The sequence below is a fragment of the Streptomyces rhizosphaerihabitans genome, assembly GCF_025399795.1.
Taxonomy (GTDB): Bacteria; Actinomycetota; Actinomycetes; order Streptomycetales; family Streptomycetaceae; genus Streptomyces; species Streptomyces rhizosphaerihabitans.
Genome location: NZ_JAODTZ010000035.1, coordinates 79,106 through 94,054, shown reverse-complemented (window position 1 = coordinate 94,054; position 14,949 = coordinate 79,106). Strand labels below are relative to the sequence as shown.

Here is a 14,949-nt window from a genome sequence, read left to right as displayed (position 1 = left end):
TGACTCGCAACGGTGACGCGCGTGGGCCGTGCGGCGGAGGAATCGGTCCGTCGCGGAACGCGGCGCCCCCGTGAGGGACGCCTCGCGGAACGCGGCGCCCGCCGTGAGGACAGGCCACGGGCTGCGAGCCCTCCGGAGGGGCAGCCGCCGGGAGGTACGGCGTTCCGGTCGCGAGCGGTCGTGGGAGGCGACACCCTCCGGGAGGGATGGCCTCGGGAAGCGTCGCGTTTCCGGAGACACCGGGCGTCGGTGCGGCTCCCTCGGGGGGTGACGCCTGTGCCGCGGTCGTTCCGGTCGTGCACGCAGAAATGCCGAGGGCCGGCCGACGGCCCCACTCCGTCTGGCCGACCCTCGGTGCGAAATCACATGGCACCTCGCGACGGAACCCGCACTCCCCAGCTACGGACCCCGGTCCATGTCCACAAGGACCACGCGATCCCGGTCTCTCAGAACGCGAAGACGGTCATCCCGTAGGAGTTCTTCACGCACTCGTTGGCGAAAGTGTGCTCGTACGAGACACGCTTGCCCTGCCAGACGCCGGCCACTGTGACGACCACGGGGTCGTACTGCCTCGTACAGAAGACGTCGTTTCTAGGTGTCAGTCCGTCGAAATCGCCCTTGACACCCCGGAGTTCGGCACAGGCGTCGGCCGCTGCCGGGTGGGTCCCGGAGGCCGTCGGGGCGCAGTTGAGGGTGACGGCGCGTTCAGGAGTGGTGACGGCCGCGCTCTGGCCGTGGCCCGTGGTGAGCACCAGGGCGGAGGGGGCGTAGAGCCCGGACGGGCCGAGGGCGGGGGCTGCGTGGGCGGACCCCATCAGGGGGCCGCAGACGGCGGTGGCCGTCAGGGTGAGAGTCGCTGCCCAACGCGCGGTGTTCGGCATTGTGTGCATCCTTCCGCTCGATCGAATGCGATACCGGCTCGGTCGAGTGCCGGTTCGGCGAGCGCGAGTCTGCCGAGTCCGCACAGGAAACACACATCGACCCCACGCGTTTCGGTAACTTTGAGTATTGAATCAGTGGCGCGAAGTTACAGAATTCGAACGCCTGAGGCCCGGAACTGAGCGGTTGTTGATCGCCGCCGACGGCCACCTGGCCGGATTGACATGGCTCAGCAATAGGCCTGAAACATTCCGCTTCAACCGGCATGCCGCCTCGACTTCCGCTCTCGGCGGACTTCTCCGGGACCTCTTGCACTTCGTCCGTAACGGAGTAATCGTCATTACATGATTACAACGGAGCAACGCGAGAAGCTGCGCGGCTGGTTCGCCGGCCGCCTGCCCGACGATCTCTTCGAGAGCCTGGCGGAGGTGACGGTCGACCGCGAGGAGATCACCGTCGTCGGCCGCATCCCCGAGCCGAGGCTCGCCGATGGCGCCTCGGACGCCGAGAAGGAGGCGGCGCTCCAGGCCCGTATCCAGGAATTCCGCGAGCGCACCCGGGACGACCGTGTCGAGGTGGCCCGCGAGGCGGAGCACCGCTTCCGCAAGAAGGTCTCCTGGGGTGTGGAGTGCGGCACCGAGCGCGCCCTGTTCACACATGTCGCCGCGCCGGTCATGACCCGGCTGCGCCAGCCCGAACGCGAGGTCCTCGACACGCTCATCGCGGCCGGGGTCGCCCGCAGCCGCAGTGACGCCCTGGCCTGGTGCGTCCGTCTCGTCCAGCGGCACACCGACGACTGGCTCGGCGAGCTGCGCGACTCCCTGGAGCATGTGCAGCGGGTCCGCTCGCAGGGACCGGACGCCGAACCGCAGGACGCTCCCGACGACGAGGAGTGACCCGGCCGGCGGTGCCACCACCGCACCGCTCCGGGGTACGGCGCCACACTGGCGGCAGGTGCCGACGGGACGAGGTGTCGCGGAGGTCGGCGCCGCCGCGTTCCCGCCCGTCCACCGCGGACGGCGGCACGGCCCGCGGAGGAACGGGAGCCGCTCGTGCCCGACATGGACGAGAACCAGGCGCGCCGCCGTTTCCTGGCGGCGCGGGTGGCGACTCTCGCGACCGTGGACGCCGAGGGCCGCCCGCATCTGGTGCCCCTCGTGTTCGCGCGCTGCGGCGACGAACTCGTCACCGCCGTCGACCACAAACCCAAGCGGTCGCCGCTGCTGCGGCGGCTGCGCAACATCGCCGCCCGGCCGGCCGTCTGTCTGCTCGTGGACGCCTACGACGAGGACTGGGAACGGCTGTGGTGGGTACGGGCGGACGGCGAGGCGCGCATCGTCCCGCCGCCGGACGGGCGGGAGCGCGGTGAGGTCGCGCACGCCTACGCCGCTGCGGTCGACGCGCTGCGGGACAAGTACCCCCAGTACCGGAACCGGCCACCGGACGGCCCGGTGACAGTGATCACCGTCCACCGCTGGCGGGGCTGGCAGGCCGCCCCGGAGCCATGAGCGGCGCCCGGGGTACCGAGGGAAGTTCGCCCTCGGTACCCCTTCCCGTCCCGTACCTGGGGCTCCGCCCCGGACCCCACTCCTCGAACGCCGGAGGGGCTGCACTTCCCGTAGGGGCGGCGGGGGCGAAGACAGCCTGGCCTCGGCTCAGTCGCGGATCGTTCGGGCGATGTCCAGGGTGAGCCGCTGCCAGGGGTCGCGCGGGTCGCGCCCGGTCAGTTCGTGGACGCGGCGCAGGCGGTAGCGCAGGGACTGCGGATGAAGGTGCAGGGCCCGCGCGGCGGCGTTCGCCGAGCCCGAGTCGATGTACGCCGTGAGCGCCTCCAGCAGATGCCGCTGGGCGACGTCGGTGAGCGGTCCCAGCACCACCCCGGCGATGTGGTCCGGCGCGGCGGCCGGGCGCCCGGCGAGCAGCACGAGGACGTGCGCGTCGGCGTCCGTGAGAACGTGCCCGGACCGATGGGCGTGGGCCGGCGCGGTGTCGAGGGCGTCGGCGGCGAGCCGGTGTGCGAGGGCGACCCGGTCCAGGCCCTCGCCGGTGATGACGCACCCGCGCCAGGACCGTTCGCCCAGGACCGCCCCCACGTGCGCCGACGCCGCGAGCGGCAGCAACAGGACGGCCCGGGAGCCTCGTACCGTCGCGAGAGGCGTCATCTCACCCCCGGAACCGGCCAGCGCGTCGAGCAGCCCGGTCGCCGTCTCGTGCGCGAGGTCGGGCCGGTTCGCGGCGACCGGCTCCGCCACCAGCAGGCAGCAGGGATCCGGGAGCTGGATGCCCAGCCGGGCGGAACGGTCGGTCAGCGCGCCCACCGAGGCGTGCCGCCCGGCGATCAGGTCGTCGAGCAGCAGCCGCAGCGCCCGGGTCCGGTCGCCGGCCAGGTCCTCGCTGGTGGCGGCGTACGCGGTGGCCATCTCCTCGGAGAGGGTGTCGAGCGTGGCGAGCAGCATGCGGGCGAGCGCGAAGGCGTCGGCGGCGGCGAGCCGGGGCGCGCGGGCGGCGATCTCGTCCGTGAGGACGGTGCCCGCGACCCGGTAGGCGCGCAGCACCGCCTGCACCGGGCGCCCGTCCGCCGCGCGGGCCGACGCGATACCCCGGAAGCGCCGCAGATCGGCCGGCCCCAGCGTGCCGTCGGTGGCCCACAGGCCCAGCAGCCGCTCGAGTCCCCAGGCCGCGATGGCTCGTACCTCGGGCAGCCTGCTGTCGTCGAGCGCCGCGTACACCGGGACCTGTTCGTGGACGGCTGCGACGATCGCCTCCACGACGCGCGGGTCGGCGACCATTTCCTGCCGGACGCGTTCCCGGTCCTCGGACGGCTTGTTTGTCACAGGGTGATGATTCCAGCCGCACGTTGTGCGCACCACGGTGGACGGGACTTGTCACAGTCGCCAGGATCGACCTCGTACAGCGCGGTCTCAGGGACGAGAGGCGGGACGTACGGATGGCGAAGCACTGGGCCGACTTCCAGTACGAGATCTATCTGAACGGAATGACGGGCGCCGTACCGCGGCTGCCCACCGATCTGACACGGCTGGAGGAGCTCACCGAGCAACGGCTCGGCCCCGGACCGGTCGGTTATGTGGCGGGAAGCGCGGGCAACGGCAGCACGGCGCGCGCCAACCGGGACGCCCTCGACCGGCGCCGGATCGTGCCCCGCATGCTGCGTGACGTCCACGAACGCGACCTGTCCGTCGAGGTGCTGGGGCGCCCGCTGCCCGCGCCGCTCGCGCTCGCGCCGATCGGCGTGCTGTCGATCATGCATCCGGACGCGGAGTGCGCGGCGGCACGGGCCGCCGCCGCGCAGGGCGTGCCCTACATCCTGTCGTCCGCCTCCAGCACCCCCATGGAGCAGGTCGCCGAGGCCATGGGGGACGCCGAGCGCTGGTTCCAGCTGTACTGGGCGAAGGACCGCGAGGTCACCCGCAGCTTCCTGGACCGGGCGAAGGCGGCCGGGTTCACCGCGCTGTTCGTCACGCTCGACACGCCGTTGCTGGCCTGGCGACCACGCGATCTCGACCAGGCGTACCTGCCGTTCCTGCACGGTGTGGGCACCGCCAACTACTTCTCGGATCCGGCGTTCCGGGCCGGTCTGGCCAAGCCGGTGCACGAGGACCCGAACGCGGCCGTGATGCACTTCGTGAACATGTTCGCGGACCCCGGCAAGACCTGGCCGGATCTGGCCTTCCTGCGGGATTACTGGGACGGGCCGATCGTCCTCAAGGGCATCCTGCACCCGAACGACGCCCGGCGCGCCGCCGAGGCCGGGATGGACGGCGTGGTGGTCTCCAACCACGGCGGCCGGCAGGTGGCGGGGTCGGTCGCGGCCGCCGACGCGCTGCCCCGCGTGGTGGAGGCGGTGGGCGACCGGCTCGGCGTGCTCTTCGACAGCGGCATCCGCACCGGCGACGACATCTTCAAGGCGCTCGCCCTCGGGGCACGGGCGGTGCTCGTCGGACGTCCGTACGCCTATGGGCTCGGCCTCGACGGGCAGGCGGGCGTCGAACACGTCGTCCGCTGTCTGCTCGCCGAGTTCGATCTCACCCTCGCCCTGTCCGGACACGCCCGCCCGGACTCCCTGGGCCCCGACGACCTCATCGAGGAAACCGCATGACCGTCACGAAGAACGTGCTCGCCGTCGTCTCTCCGCATGTCGGCGGCCGTACGGCGGGAGCAGCGCTCGCCACGCTCTTTCCCGGGCAGGTCCGGGTCACCGTCGTGGAGGCGACGGACGAGGACCCCGCCGCGCTGCGCGAGGCCCATGTCGTCGTCACGGGCCTCGGCCCGGTGACCGCCGCACACATCGCCGCCGCACCGGACCTGGAGCTGATCCAGTGCGCGAGTCACGGCTTCGACTACGTCGACCTGGACGCCGCGCGCGACCGGGGCGTACCCGTGTGCAACATCGGATCCAGCGGCGCCGAGAAGCAGAACGTGGCCGAGCAGACCTTCGCCCTCATGCTCGCCCTGGCCAAGCAACTGGTGCCCGCCCACACCGCGTTGACCGAGGCGGACTGGGCGTTGCCCCGGCTCCAGCAGTCGATCACCGAGCTGTCCGGCAAGACGCTCGGCATCGTGGGACTCGGCCATATCGGCGAGGAGGTCGCCCGACGCGCGGTCGCGTTCGACATGAGCGTCGTGTACGCCGGGCCCACGCGCGCGTCCGCCGAGACGGAGGCCCGGCTCGGCGCCCGCCATGTCGAACTCGACGAACTGCTGCGCATATCGGACTACGTCAGCCTGCACGCGCCGCTCACCGAGGCGACCCGGCATCTGCTGAACGCCGAGCGGCTCGCGTTGCTGAAGCCGACCGCGTTCGTCGTCAACACCTCGCGGGGCGCCCTGATCGACCAGGACGCCCTCGCGGACGCGCTGCACGCCGGCGCCCTCGCCGGGGCGGGCCTCGATGTCTTCGACCCCGAACCGCCCACCCCGGCCCTGCGGTTGCTCAAGGCGCCGAACGTCGTACTCTCGCCGCACGTCGCCGGTGTCACCCGCGAGACCCTGGTACGGATCGCGCTGGCCGCCGTCCAGAACGCCGCGGACTTCGTGGCGGGCAAGCCGCCCCAGGACGTCGTCTCCTAGCCACGTTGGCCCTGCGTCCGCGACGGGCGGCAGCGGATCGGGGTGCCTCTAGCCGGCCTCGGTCCGCCAGCGCTGTATGTCGGAGTAGTCGCGGACCTTGACCACGATGTCGGCGCCGGGGTCCGTGGACGCGGGTGCGACGGCCAGTCCGTCACGCCCGCGGGACAGCAGCTCGCCCTCCTCGGTGAGGTCGTAGCGCATGTCCTCGCGCTGCTTCGCGTCCTCGCCGGCGCAGCGGTCGAGCAGGAGGACACCGTCGTCGGCACGCGCGTCGAGGCAGAGCCCGGGACCGGCGACGCTGCGCAGCAGTCCGTCCCGCTCGTACACCCACTGCTGGGTCCAGGCGGACGAGCACACGTCCAGCGTGGCCTCGGCGCCTTCCACGGCCCTGGAGTCCCGGACGTCGAGACACAGGTCGGCGTCCACGTTGCGCAGCCGGGCCCGGTCCCCCTTGACGAAGACTCCGGCCGCGGTGGACGGGGTGGACGTCACGGGCGGGACCTGAGAACCCTGGGTGGGTGAAAGTGTCCGGCTGCTGCTCGCGCCGATGGCGGCCGCGGAGTCGGCGCCGCCCTCCTCGTTCGGCCACAGGCTGACCGCCAGGACGGTCGCCAGCAGGGCGGCCGACAGACCGGCCCCGGTGACCAGTGCCTGCTGCGGTACTTCCGCCGGCCCGGCGGCGCGGCGCCCCGTCGGGGCGAACGGGGACACCAGACGACGGCGGCCGCCCGCCCCGGGGCGCCCACCGCCCGCCGGGCGCCCACCGCTTTCCGGGCGCACGTCGTCCCCGAAGCGTTCGCCCACCCCCGGACGCCCACCACCCGCCAGCACCTCACCACTCTCCGGGCGCACCTCGTCTCCGAAGCGCCCATCCCCGCCGGGTCGCCCACGGCCCGCCAGGGTCTCACCACTCTCCAAGCCCACGTCGTCCCCGAAGCGTTCGCCCACCCCCGGATGCCCACCACCCACCAGCACCTCACCACTCTCCGGGCGCACCTCGTCCCCGGAGCGCCCACCCCCGCCGGATCGCCCACGACGTCCCAGGCGTCCGTCGTCCACGGGACGTCCGCCCTTGCCGGGGCGCTCACCGCCTCGCTGTCGTCGGCCGCCGAACGGGGACACGCTCCGGTGCCGTAGTGCCTGCCGCCCGCGGCTCCGGCGGGAGTCGAAGTAGCGACGGGCGCCCCAGCCGAGCACGGACTCGACTATCAGGACCCCCAACTCTCCCTCAAAATGGCCGAGTTGTGCCGCCGCGTAGCGGCAGTAGGAGCACTCCGCCAGATGCTGCTGGACATCCGGCAGCAAGGCTCCACCGCGCCGGATCGGCACGTCGAGGAGCCGGTTGTGGAAACCGCATTCCCTGGTCGGGGCGAGTTCCAGATGGGCGCGCAGGCAGGCCTGGCGAAATTGCTCGCGGGCCTGTTCCCAGGCGGCGAACGCGGTGTCGGCGTCCATGCCCAAAAGGCCGGCCGGCACGGACAGCGACTCGTCCTCCACCTCGGTGTGCCACAACAGGCATCGGGCGGCGCCCGGAAGAGCGAGGAAAGCGCGTTCGGCGAGCTTGCGGTTTTCGGCCGTCATGGACTTCGCCAGGCGCATACCGCGGCCCCCCGCGGGTTTCCTCAAGGCCGGCAGGGCTTCTGATATCCGGTCGTCCGCCGCCCAGTTCCGGACCGTGTCCCGTACCGTCACGAGGAGTCGGGGCCGCAGCGCGAGAGCCTGCTCGCCCTCGGCGAGGCGGTCGAGCACGTGATGGAAGGATGCCTCGGTGACCATGGAGGCGACCTGCGACGAAGTGGCGAGGCAGATCACCGCGTAGTCGTACGCCGGCCGCCAGTGCCGGGCTGTCAGCAGAGCGACGGGACGGGTGGCGTCAGCCTCCGACCCGCCTCTCAGCACAGCGGCGAGCTCCTCGTCGGATTCGCCGAAATATCCGCCGGGCGGATGGGCGGGAAGCGGTGGGTGGGGGGTGCGCACGGGAGCGGGTTCCTTCCGAGGTGCAAGGTGGCACAGAGAAGTGCTTGCCCGTCGAAAAGGAGTCCCGATTGGCATAGACCTTTTTGACGGAACGCCGGGAAAACGGCCGGGGACGAAGGCCGTGCGGCGACCGTCGGTCAGGAGCCTCTTGAGCTCGTCGACAGCCGGGAATGGCGAACAGCGATTCAGACCCGGCCCTTGACCAAGCGCGGGAGGCTCACCCTCGCACAACACACTCGTGACCAACAAGGCGAACGAGCGAGATCGACCTTATTGAAAGAATGTCAAAAAGAGTTCGGCAACTCGCCGAGGCCGTAACGGCATTCGATATTCTATGCGCCCCGTGTGAACCGCGCGCACACGGCGGGCTCTCTCGCACGCTCCCGGCGCACAGAACTCCGTAGTCCACTGGGACCGGCCCTCCTCGAAGGCCCCGCGCGGGACGGCGGCTCTCCCGCGCGAAACCGGCCGCCGACCCCGTTCTTCCCGCCCTCGGTCGGCGGCCCCGAGGGGGCCCGCTCGGCAACGGGCCCGGGCCCGCGCTCAGACGGCCTTCCGGCCGGTCAGCGCGAGCAGCCGCTCCAGGGGCGTGGCGTCGGGGGCGGGCACGACTTCGGGACCGAAGGCCCCGTTGGCGCGGGCACTCTCGGCGATCTGACCGGCGACAGCCGCGGCGGTGGCGATCACGTCGTCGTCCGCCGTGAACGACTGGCCGGTGGCGGTGGCCAGGTCCCAGCCGTGCACGGTCAGCTCCATGATGGTGATCATCCCGGCGACCGGCGCGGGGCGGACGCTTCCGGCGAAGGACGTCTCCCCCTCCCAGGCGCCCGGCTCGGACCAGGCGGCGGCGAGCTTGTCGACGAGCGGCGGGAAGACCACCCAGGGGGCTTCGGTCAGGGCCGTCGGGGCGTCCGCCGCCAGCGGCTCCTTCGCTGCCGCGCGAGCACCGGTGACCAGCACGCCGAGCAGGTGTTCACTGAGCCGGTGGACATCGAAGTCGACGCAGGGGGTGGGGAGTTCACGTTTACCGGTGAGGGCGGACGACTGTGTGTGGTCCCGCAGGTTGTGTGCCGCGCGGGCGACCTGGCCGGCGAGTTCCACGGAATCGGCGTACATGGCGGTTTCTCCTGTCCGAAGGGCGTGACCCGTCGACGCGGCGGACGGGTCACCATGTACAGACCGGGCTCGGCCGGAAAAGGAAACGGTCCCACCAGCCGCGTCTCCTCTCGCCCCCCACGGGACCGCGCCCGATCCGACCTGAGACGTGCATCACATTTCGGCCGCCGGATGTCACATTCGGACCCCCTCCTCCCCTCGCAGTGGTGAGCGCATCAAGGGAGGCGAGCCATGTCCGAAAGTCCCGAGGCCGTCGACGACGGCCCGACACGGGTCTTCGTCGAGCACCGCGAGCTGCTGTTCGCGATCGTCTACAACATCCTCGGAACCGTCGCCGACACCGAGGACGTGCTCCAGGAGACCTGGCTGTCATGGACAGGCCGCGCCCGCCGCTCTCCCGTAGAGGACATCGGCAACCCGCGCGCCTACCTCGTGCGCATCGCGGTCAACCACGCGCTCGCCCGGCGCGCCGCCATCACCCGCCGCCGGGAGACCTATGTGGGCCCCTGGCTGCCGGAACCCCTGCTCGACGGACCGGCCGCGGCCGAGCGCGCCGACGACCACGCCCTGCGCTCCGAGTCCGTCTCGCTCGCGATGCTGGTCGTCCTGGAGTCGCTGACCCCGCTGGAGCGCGCGGTCTTCGTCCTCAACGAGGTGTTCGGCTACCCGCACACCGAGATCGCGCAGGTCATCGACCGCAGTCCGGCGGCGGTCCGCCAGCTCGCGCACCGCGCCCGGGAACACGTGCACGCCCGCCGTCCGCTCTACCGGGCCCACCCCCGGGTTCGCCGACAGGCGACCGAGCGTTTCGTGGACGCGGCGCTCGGCGGTGACATCACCGCGCTGATGGAGATCCTCGCCCCGGACGTCACGGTGTGGACGGACGGCGGCGGCAAGGCCCGCTCGGCCGGTCTGCGGCCGGTGCGCGGACGGGACAAGGCGGCACGTCTGCTGGCCGGGTACGCCACCCGCCGTGGTGCCGGTCTCGACGTCCGCTACCGGCGGGTCAACGGCGACGACTCCGCGGTGGTCTTCGACGGCGCGTCGCCCTACGCGGTCATGGTCATGGACCTCACTCCGGACGGCGAGCAGGTGTCCGGCGTCTACATCGTCACCAATCCCGAGAAGCTCTCGCACGTCCGGCGCGACGAGGAAGCCGACGCGGGCGGGTTCGGTGAGGCGGCGCAGGGGAGGCGCGCATGACGGCCGCCGGACGACCGTCCTCCGGCGAGCGGGAGGCCACCGGACGACCAGGTCAGCGGGCATCCTCCGGGGAGCGGGTCGCCGACTGGCTCGACGGGCGTCTCGGTCTGCACTCCCTCGGCAGGCGGTACCTGCGCAAGGTCTTCCCGGACCACTGGTCCTTCCTGCTCGGCGAGATATGCCTCTACAGCTTCGTCGTCCTCGTCCTCACCGGCGTCTGGCTCACCCTCTTCTTCCATCCGTCGATGAACGAGGTGACCTACCACGGCAGTTACGTCCCGCTGAACGGCATCCGGATGTCCGAGGCGTACGCCTCCACGCTGGACATCAGTTTCGACGTGCGCGGCGGGCTGCTCATCCGGCAGATCCACCACTGGGCCGCGCTCGTCTTCCTCGCCGCGATGCTCACGCACATGATGCGGCACTTCTTCACGGGCTCGTTCCGCAAGCCCCGCGAGGTGAACTGGGTCTTCGGCTGGACGCTGCTGCTCCTCGGCATGTTCGAGGGCCTGTTCGGCTACTCGCTGCCGGACGATCTGCTGTCCGGGACGGGGCTCAGGTTCGTGAACGGGGCGCTCCTCGCGACGCCGGTCGTCGGCACGTACCTGTCCTTCTTCCTGTTCGGCGGGGAGTTCCCGGGTCATGACATCGTCGCCCGCTTCTACGCGCTGCACGTCCTGCTGATCCCGGGCATCATGGCGGCGCTCGTCGTGGCCCATCTGATCCTGGTCGTGTACCACAAGCACACCCAGTTCGCGGGGCCAGGAAGGACCGAACGCAACGTCGTGGGAACGCCGTTCATGCCGGTCTACCTCGCGAAGGCGGGCGGCTTCTTCTTCCTGGTGTTCGGTGTCCTCGCGATGGTCGCGGCGGTCGCGACCGTCAACCCGGTCTGGGCGTACGGCCCTTACCGCGCCGACCAGGTGTCGACCGGTGCCCAGCCGGACTGGTACCTGGGGTTCGCCGAGGGGCTGGTGCGGGTGATGCCGGGCTGGGAGATCACCCTGTGGGGCCACACCCTGGTGCTCGGCGTGCTCATCCCGGTCGTCGTGTTCCCGCTGCTCCTGATCGCCATCGGCGTGTACCCGTTCGTCGAGGCCTGGATCACGGGCGACCGGCGCGAGCACCATCTGCTGGACCGGCCCCGCAACCGGCCGGTGCGCACCGCCCTCGGAGCGGCCTGGATCAGCCTGTATCTGATCCTGCTCGCTGGCGGTGGCAACGACATCGTCGCGACCCGCTTCCATCTGTCGATCAACACGGTGACCTGGACAGTGCGGGTCTCCGTGCTGCTCGTACCCGTCGTCGTGTTCGTCGTGACGCGCCGGATCTGCCTGGGTCTGCAACTGCGGGACCGTGAACTGGTGGCGCACGGCCGTGCGACCGGCGTCGTCAGGCGCCTGCCGCACGGCGAGTACGTCGAGGTGCACCGTCCGCTCGGCCCGGCCGAACTCCACACGCTCACCGAGCACGGGCGGCGGGCCCTCGACCCCGGCCCGTCAGACGACCGGGACCTCCAGTCTGCTGATCCGCAGTCCGCCGTCGGCGGCGCCCGGGTGCCCGCTCGCCATGACGAGACGCAGCCGTGAGCCGCGTACCGCGTCGAAGGTGATCACGGTCGGCGCGTCGGACGTCGTGGCCCAGTCGACGGCCGTCCCCCGCACCGGCGCCCAGCGCTCCCCGTCCCACACCGACACCTCGACGGAGGCCGGGCGGGTGTGGGTCGCGTCGACGGTGAAGGAGACCTCGACGCGGTCCACACGGCGGGGGCGCACCCAGGTGACCGAGACCCAGTCCTCCGGGCGGGCCCCGCTGAAGGCGGGCAGCAGCGCCGTCGCGGACTTGTAGAAGGCGTTGGACCAGCCGGTGGCCGCGTCGCCGTCGAGCATCGCGGCCGGCAGCGAGTCCGGGCGGCCCGAGTAACTGGCGTCTGCGTAAGGGTAGTCGGGGGCTGCAGGGTGGTCGGGCGGGAACGGCGTCGCGGGAGTGGTCGCCCGGGATCCGGCGGGTGTGGCGCGTACGGCCGTGGAGCCCGTCCGCAGTCCCGGAGCCCGCGCGGTCACCTTCACAGCACCTGCCCGCGTCCCGGAGCGGACGATGGCGAGTGCCTTGCCGTGGAAGGCGGTTCGGGTGCTCGCCTGATAGCGCTCGGCGCTCTCCTGGCGGCCGTTGTCCAGGCCGGCCAGCGATCCGCCGTCGACGTCGAACGCGATCAGGTCCTCCGCGTCGGGCACGACGACACCATGGGCGTCGACCACTTCGGCGGTCACGAACACCAGCGAACGGCCGTCCGCCGCGAGCGAGGTGCGGTCCGGCGTCAGCCGGATCGTGTGCGGGGTCCCGGCCGTGCGCAGGACGTCCGTCGCGACCGCCCTGCCGTCGCGCCGGGCCACCGCCTTCAACTCCCCTGGCGCGTACGGGACTTTCCAGATGAGATGCAGTTTGCCCGCGCTGCCGTTCGGACTCGTGTAACTCCCGGGATAAGCACCGTCGGTGAAGGTCTTGTCGTCACCGGTCGCTTCCGTGGTCTCCAGGTACGTGCGCCCGTCGGTGGTCTTCTTGGTGTCGAACGTCCGCGTGCCGAGGGACTTCCCGTTGAGGAACAGCTCGACGGTGTCGACGTTCGCGTAGGCCCAGACCTCGACGGTCTCCCCCTCCGTGTGGTTCCAGCTCATCGGCAGCAGATGGACCATGGGCTCGCTCGTCCACTGGCTCCTGAACAGGTGGTACATGTCCTTCGGGAAGCCTGCCGTGTCGACCGCGCCGAAGAAGGAGGCCTTCACCGGGAAGACGTCGTACGGCGTGGGCTCGCCCATGTAGTCGATGCCCGACCACAGAAACTGGCCCGCGAACCATTTGCGGTCCCGGTCCTTCTTGTGACCGTACTCGCCGCTCATCGTCCAGGAGGCGAGGTTGTTGTCGTAGGAGGAGACCGCACGCCTGCCCGGGGTGTGGTTCTCCCCGGTGTTGAGGTGTTCCGGCTCCTGGTACGCGGAGCGGGTGGAGGTCTCGGACGACGACTCGGACTCGAAGAGGAACAGGTGGGGGTAGGCCGCGTGCAGGGCGTCCACCGACTTGGCCGTGTTGTAGTTGAGGCCGAGACCGTCGAGCTTGGCGAGCATGAGGTCGGCCGCGGAACCCTTCGTGGGCAGGCGGCGGTACTTGTCGGAGCCGATGACCAGCGGGCGGGTGTCGTCGGCGGCCCTGATGGCGCCGATGATCCGGTCGGCCATGGCGAGCCCGGCGGTGGAGGTGGAGTCGGGGATCTCGTTGCCGATGGACCAGAGCACCACGGCGGGCGAGTTGCGGGCCGCAAGGACCATCTCGGTGGCATCCTTCTCGCACCACTCGTCGAAGAAGCGGCCGTAGTCGTGGGCCGTCTTGCCGGTCCGCCAGCAGTCGAAGGCCTCCACCATCATCACGATGCCCAGTTCCTCGCAGACCTGGACGATCTGCGGCGAGGGCGGGTTGTGGGAGGTGCGGAAGGCGTTGACGCCCATCGACTTCATGATGGTCATCTGGCGGCGTACGGCGTCGATGCTGATCGCCGCGCCGAGCGCGCCCTGGTCGTGGTGCAGGTCGACGCCCTTGATCTTGGCGTACGTGCCGTTGAGGTGGAATCCGTCGTCCGGGTCGAAGTGGAAGGTGCGGATGCCGAACGGTGTACGGAAGGTGTCGACGACGGTGTCGCCGACGCGCAGTTCGGTCTCCAGGGCGTAGCGGTGTTCCGGACTGGCGAAGTCCCACAACTTCGGTTTTTCGACGGTGAGTTCGTGGGTCTCGTCGGTCCGTTCGCCGACGGTGACCGTGGTGGCGGTGCGGGCGGCGGTCCGGCCGTCGGGGCCGACGATCCGTGAGGTCACCCGGACGTCGGCCGGGGTGCCGGTCTCGTTGACGACGGTGGTCCGGGCCCGGACGACCGCCCGCTCCCCTTCGACCTCGGGGGTCGTGACGCGGGTCCCCCAGCGCGCGACATGGATCGCCTCGGTCACGACCAGGCGGGCGTCGCGGTAGATGCCACTGCCCGAGTACCAGCGGCTGCTGGGGAGTTGGTTGCGCACCTGGACCGCGATGACGTTCGCGGTGCTGCCGTCCGTGTGCAGCAGGCCGGTCAGGTCGAACGCGAAGCCGGTGTACCCGTAGGGGTGACGGCCGACCTCCTCGCCGTTGCAGTAGACGGAGGCGTCCATGTACACCCCGTCGAATTCCACGGAGATCCGTTTGCCTGTGAAGCCGGACGGCAGGGTGAAGGCGGTGCGGTACCAGCCCAGGCCGCCGGGGAAGAACCCGGTGCCACTGGTGGTGCCGTGCTCCGTGGTCGGGGCCTGCTCGATGCTCCAGTCGTGCGGCACCGCCACCGCGCGCCACGCCGAGTCGTCGTAGTCGGGCCGCTCGGCCCCCTCGTAGGCACCGGTCGGGTCGGTGATGCCGCCCGGGTCGGCCAGCGCGAAGCGCCAGCCGTCGCGCAGCGCGAGCGTGCGGCGCCCCCGAACGGGCTCGGAGGCCGTCGGCCCGGCGTCGGCGGCGCCGGTGAGTGCGCCGACGGCGGGAACGGCCGTTCCCGCGATCAATACCGCTCTTCGAGTGACCGTCACGGCGACTCTCTCTCATCAGGGCCCATAAGTCATCACAACTGATCGTGAACAAACAGATTCTGACGGAGAGACACACGGCGCCGTCAAGGGT

Annotated in this window: 11 protein-coding genes; 6 read left to right on the top strand and 5 right to left on the bottom strand. The window is 71.1% G+C overall.

The annotated features are described in order from the left end of the window. Nucleotides 1-446: 446 nt before the first annotated feature. Complete coding sequence (locus N4G66_RS29565) at nucleotides 447-881, bottom strand: protease inhibitor (RefSeq protein ID WP_261707308.1); 435 nt, start codon at nucleotides 879-881, stop codon at nucleotides 447-449. A 342-nt stretch (nucleotides 882-1,223) separates the two neighbouring features. Between N4G66_RS29565 and N4G66_RS29560 the strand changes: the two genes are divergently transcribed. Together N4G66_RS29560 and N4G66_RS29555 are read left to right on the top strand one after the other, a co-directional pair. After that, nucleotides 1,224-1,775 carry a hypothetical protein gene (locus N4G66_RS29560; protein ID WP_261707307.1) on the top strand — a complete coding sequence of 184 codons (552 nt, stop codon included), beginning with the start codon at nucleotides 1,224-1,226 and terminating at the stop codon, nucleotides 1,773-1,775. A 156-nt stretch (nucleotides 1,776-1,931) separates the two neighbouring features. Then, nucleotides 1,932-2,387 (top strand): TIGR03668 family PPOX class F420-dependent oxidoreductase, encoded by a 456-nt coding sequence (locus tag N4G66_RS29555; protein WP_261707306.1) that lies wholly within the window; start codon nucleotides 1,932-1,934, stop codon nucleotides 2,385-2,387. Nucleotides 2,388-2,534: 147 nt separating this feature from the next. On the opposite strand, the gene N4G66_RS29550 is transcribed toward N4G66_RS29555, so the two are convergent. Beyond that, nucleotides 2,535-3,713, bottom strand: a complete 1,179-nt coding sequence (locus N4G66_RS29550) for a PucR family transcriptional regulator (RefSeq protein WP_261707305.1) — start codon at nucleotides 3,711-3,713, stop codon at nucleotides 2,535-2,537. A gap of 113 nt (nucleotides 3,714-3,826) precedes the next feature. Here N4G66_RS29550 and N4G66_RS29545 point away from each other — a divergent pair, with 113 nt between their 5' ends. Together N4G66_RS29545 and N4G66_RS29540 are read left to right on the top strand one after the other, a co-directional pair. Next, the gene (locus tag N4G66_RS29545; RefSeq protein WP_261707304.1) at nucleotides 3,827-4,996 is read left to right on the top strand and encodes a lactate 2-monooxygenase; all 1,170 of its coding nucleotides are present in this window, start codon (nucleotides 3,827-3,829) and stop codon (nucleotides 4,994-4,996) included. Continuing rightward, nucleotides 4,993-5,967 carry a 2-hydroxyacid dehydrogenase gene (locus N4G66_RS29540; protein WP_261707303.1) on the top strand — a complete coding sequence of 325 codons (975 nt, stop codon included), beginning with the start codon at nucleotides 4,993-4,995 and terminating at the stop codon, nucleotides 5,965-5,967. The genes N4G66_RS29545 and N4G66_RS29540 overlap by 4 nt, the downstream gene beginning before the upstream one ends. 48 nt (nucleotides 5,968-6,015) lie before the next feature. Here the strand turns inward: N4G66_RS29540 and N4G66_RS29535 are convergent, their stop codons facing one another. Then, a complete protein-coding gene (locus N4G66_RS29535; protein WP_261707302.1) occupies nucleotides 6,016-7,944 on the bottom strand; it encodes an RICIN domain-containing protein in 1,929 nt (642 codons plus the stop codon). A 543-nt stretch (nucleotides 7,945-8,487) separates the two neighbouring features. Then, nucleotides 8,488-9,060: a TIGR03086 family metal-binding protein gene (locus N4G66_RS29530; protein ID WP_261707301.1), complete on the bottom strand. Its 573-nt coding sequence runs from the start codon at nucleotides 9,058-9,060 to the stop codon at nucleotides 8,488-8,490. A 231-nt stretch (nucleotides 9,061-9,291) separates the two neighbouring features. Between N4G66_RS29530 and N4G66_RS29525 the strand changes: the two genes are divergently transcribed. Continuing rightward, entirely contained in the window at nucleotides 9,292-10,263 is a 972-nt protein-coding gene (locus N4G66_RS29525) for a sigma-70 family RNA polymerase sigma factor (protein WP_261707300.1), read from the top strand. Then, nucleotides 10,260-11,852, top strand: coding sequence for a cytochrome bc1 complex cytochrome b subunit (gene qcrB / locus N4G66_RS29520; RefSeq protein ID WP_261707299.1), 1,593 nt, complete (start codon nucleotides 10,260-10,262; stop codon nucleotides 11,850-11,852). The genes N4G66_RS29525 and qcrB overlap by 4 nt, the downstream gene beginning before the upstream one ends. Here qcrB and N4G66_RS29515 read toward each other — a convergent pair. Next, complete coding sequence (locus N4G66_RS29515; protein ID WP_261707298.1) at nucleotides 11,763-14,858, bottom strand: glycoside hydrolase family 2 TIM barrel-domain containing protein; 3,096 nt, start codon at nucleotides 14,856-14,858, stop codon at nucleotides 11,763-11,765. The genes qcrB and N4G66_RS29515 overlap by 90 nt on opposite strands. Nucleotides 14,859-14,949: the final 91 nt, after the last annotated feature.

What these genes read in the sequence shown, in the direction of transcription:
- N4G66_RS29565 (WP_261707308.1), bottom strand. Translation starts at nt 881, where the DNA reads ATGCCGAACACCGCGCGTTGGGCAGCGACTCTCACCCTGACGGCCACC.
- N4G66_RS29560 (WP_261707307.1), top strand. Translation starts at nt 1,224, where the DNA reads ATGATTACAACGGAGCAACGCGAGAAGCTGCGCGGCTGGTTCGCCGGC.
- N4G66_RS29545 (WP_261707304.1), top strand. Translation starts at nt 3,827, where the DNA reads ATGGCGAAGCACTGGGCCGACTTCCAGTACGAGATCTATCTGAACGGA.
- N4G66_RS29540 (WP_261707303.1), top strand. Translation starts at nt 4,993, where the DNA reads ATGACCGTCACGAAGAACGTGCTCGCCGTCGTCTCTCCGCATGTCGGC.
- N4G66_RS29530 (WP_261707301.1), bottom strand. Translation starts at nt 9,060, where the DNA reads ATGTACGCCGATTCCGTGGAACTCGCCGGCCAGGTCGCCCGCGCGGCA.
- N4G66_RS29525 (WP_261707300.1), top strand. Translation starts at nt 9,292, where the DNA reads ATGTCCGAAAGTCCCGAGGCCGTCGACGACGGCCCGACACGGGTCTTC.
- qcrB (WP_261707299.1), top strand. Translation starts at nt 10,260, where the DNA reads ATGACGGCCGCCGGACGACCGTCCTCCGGCGAGCGGGAGGCCACCGGA.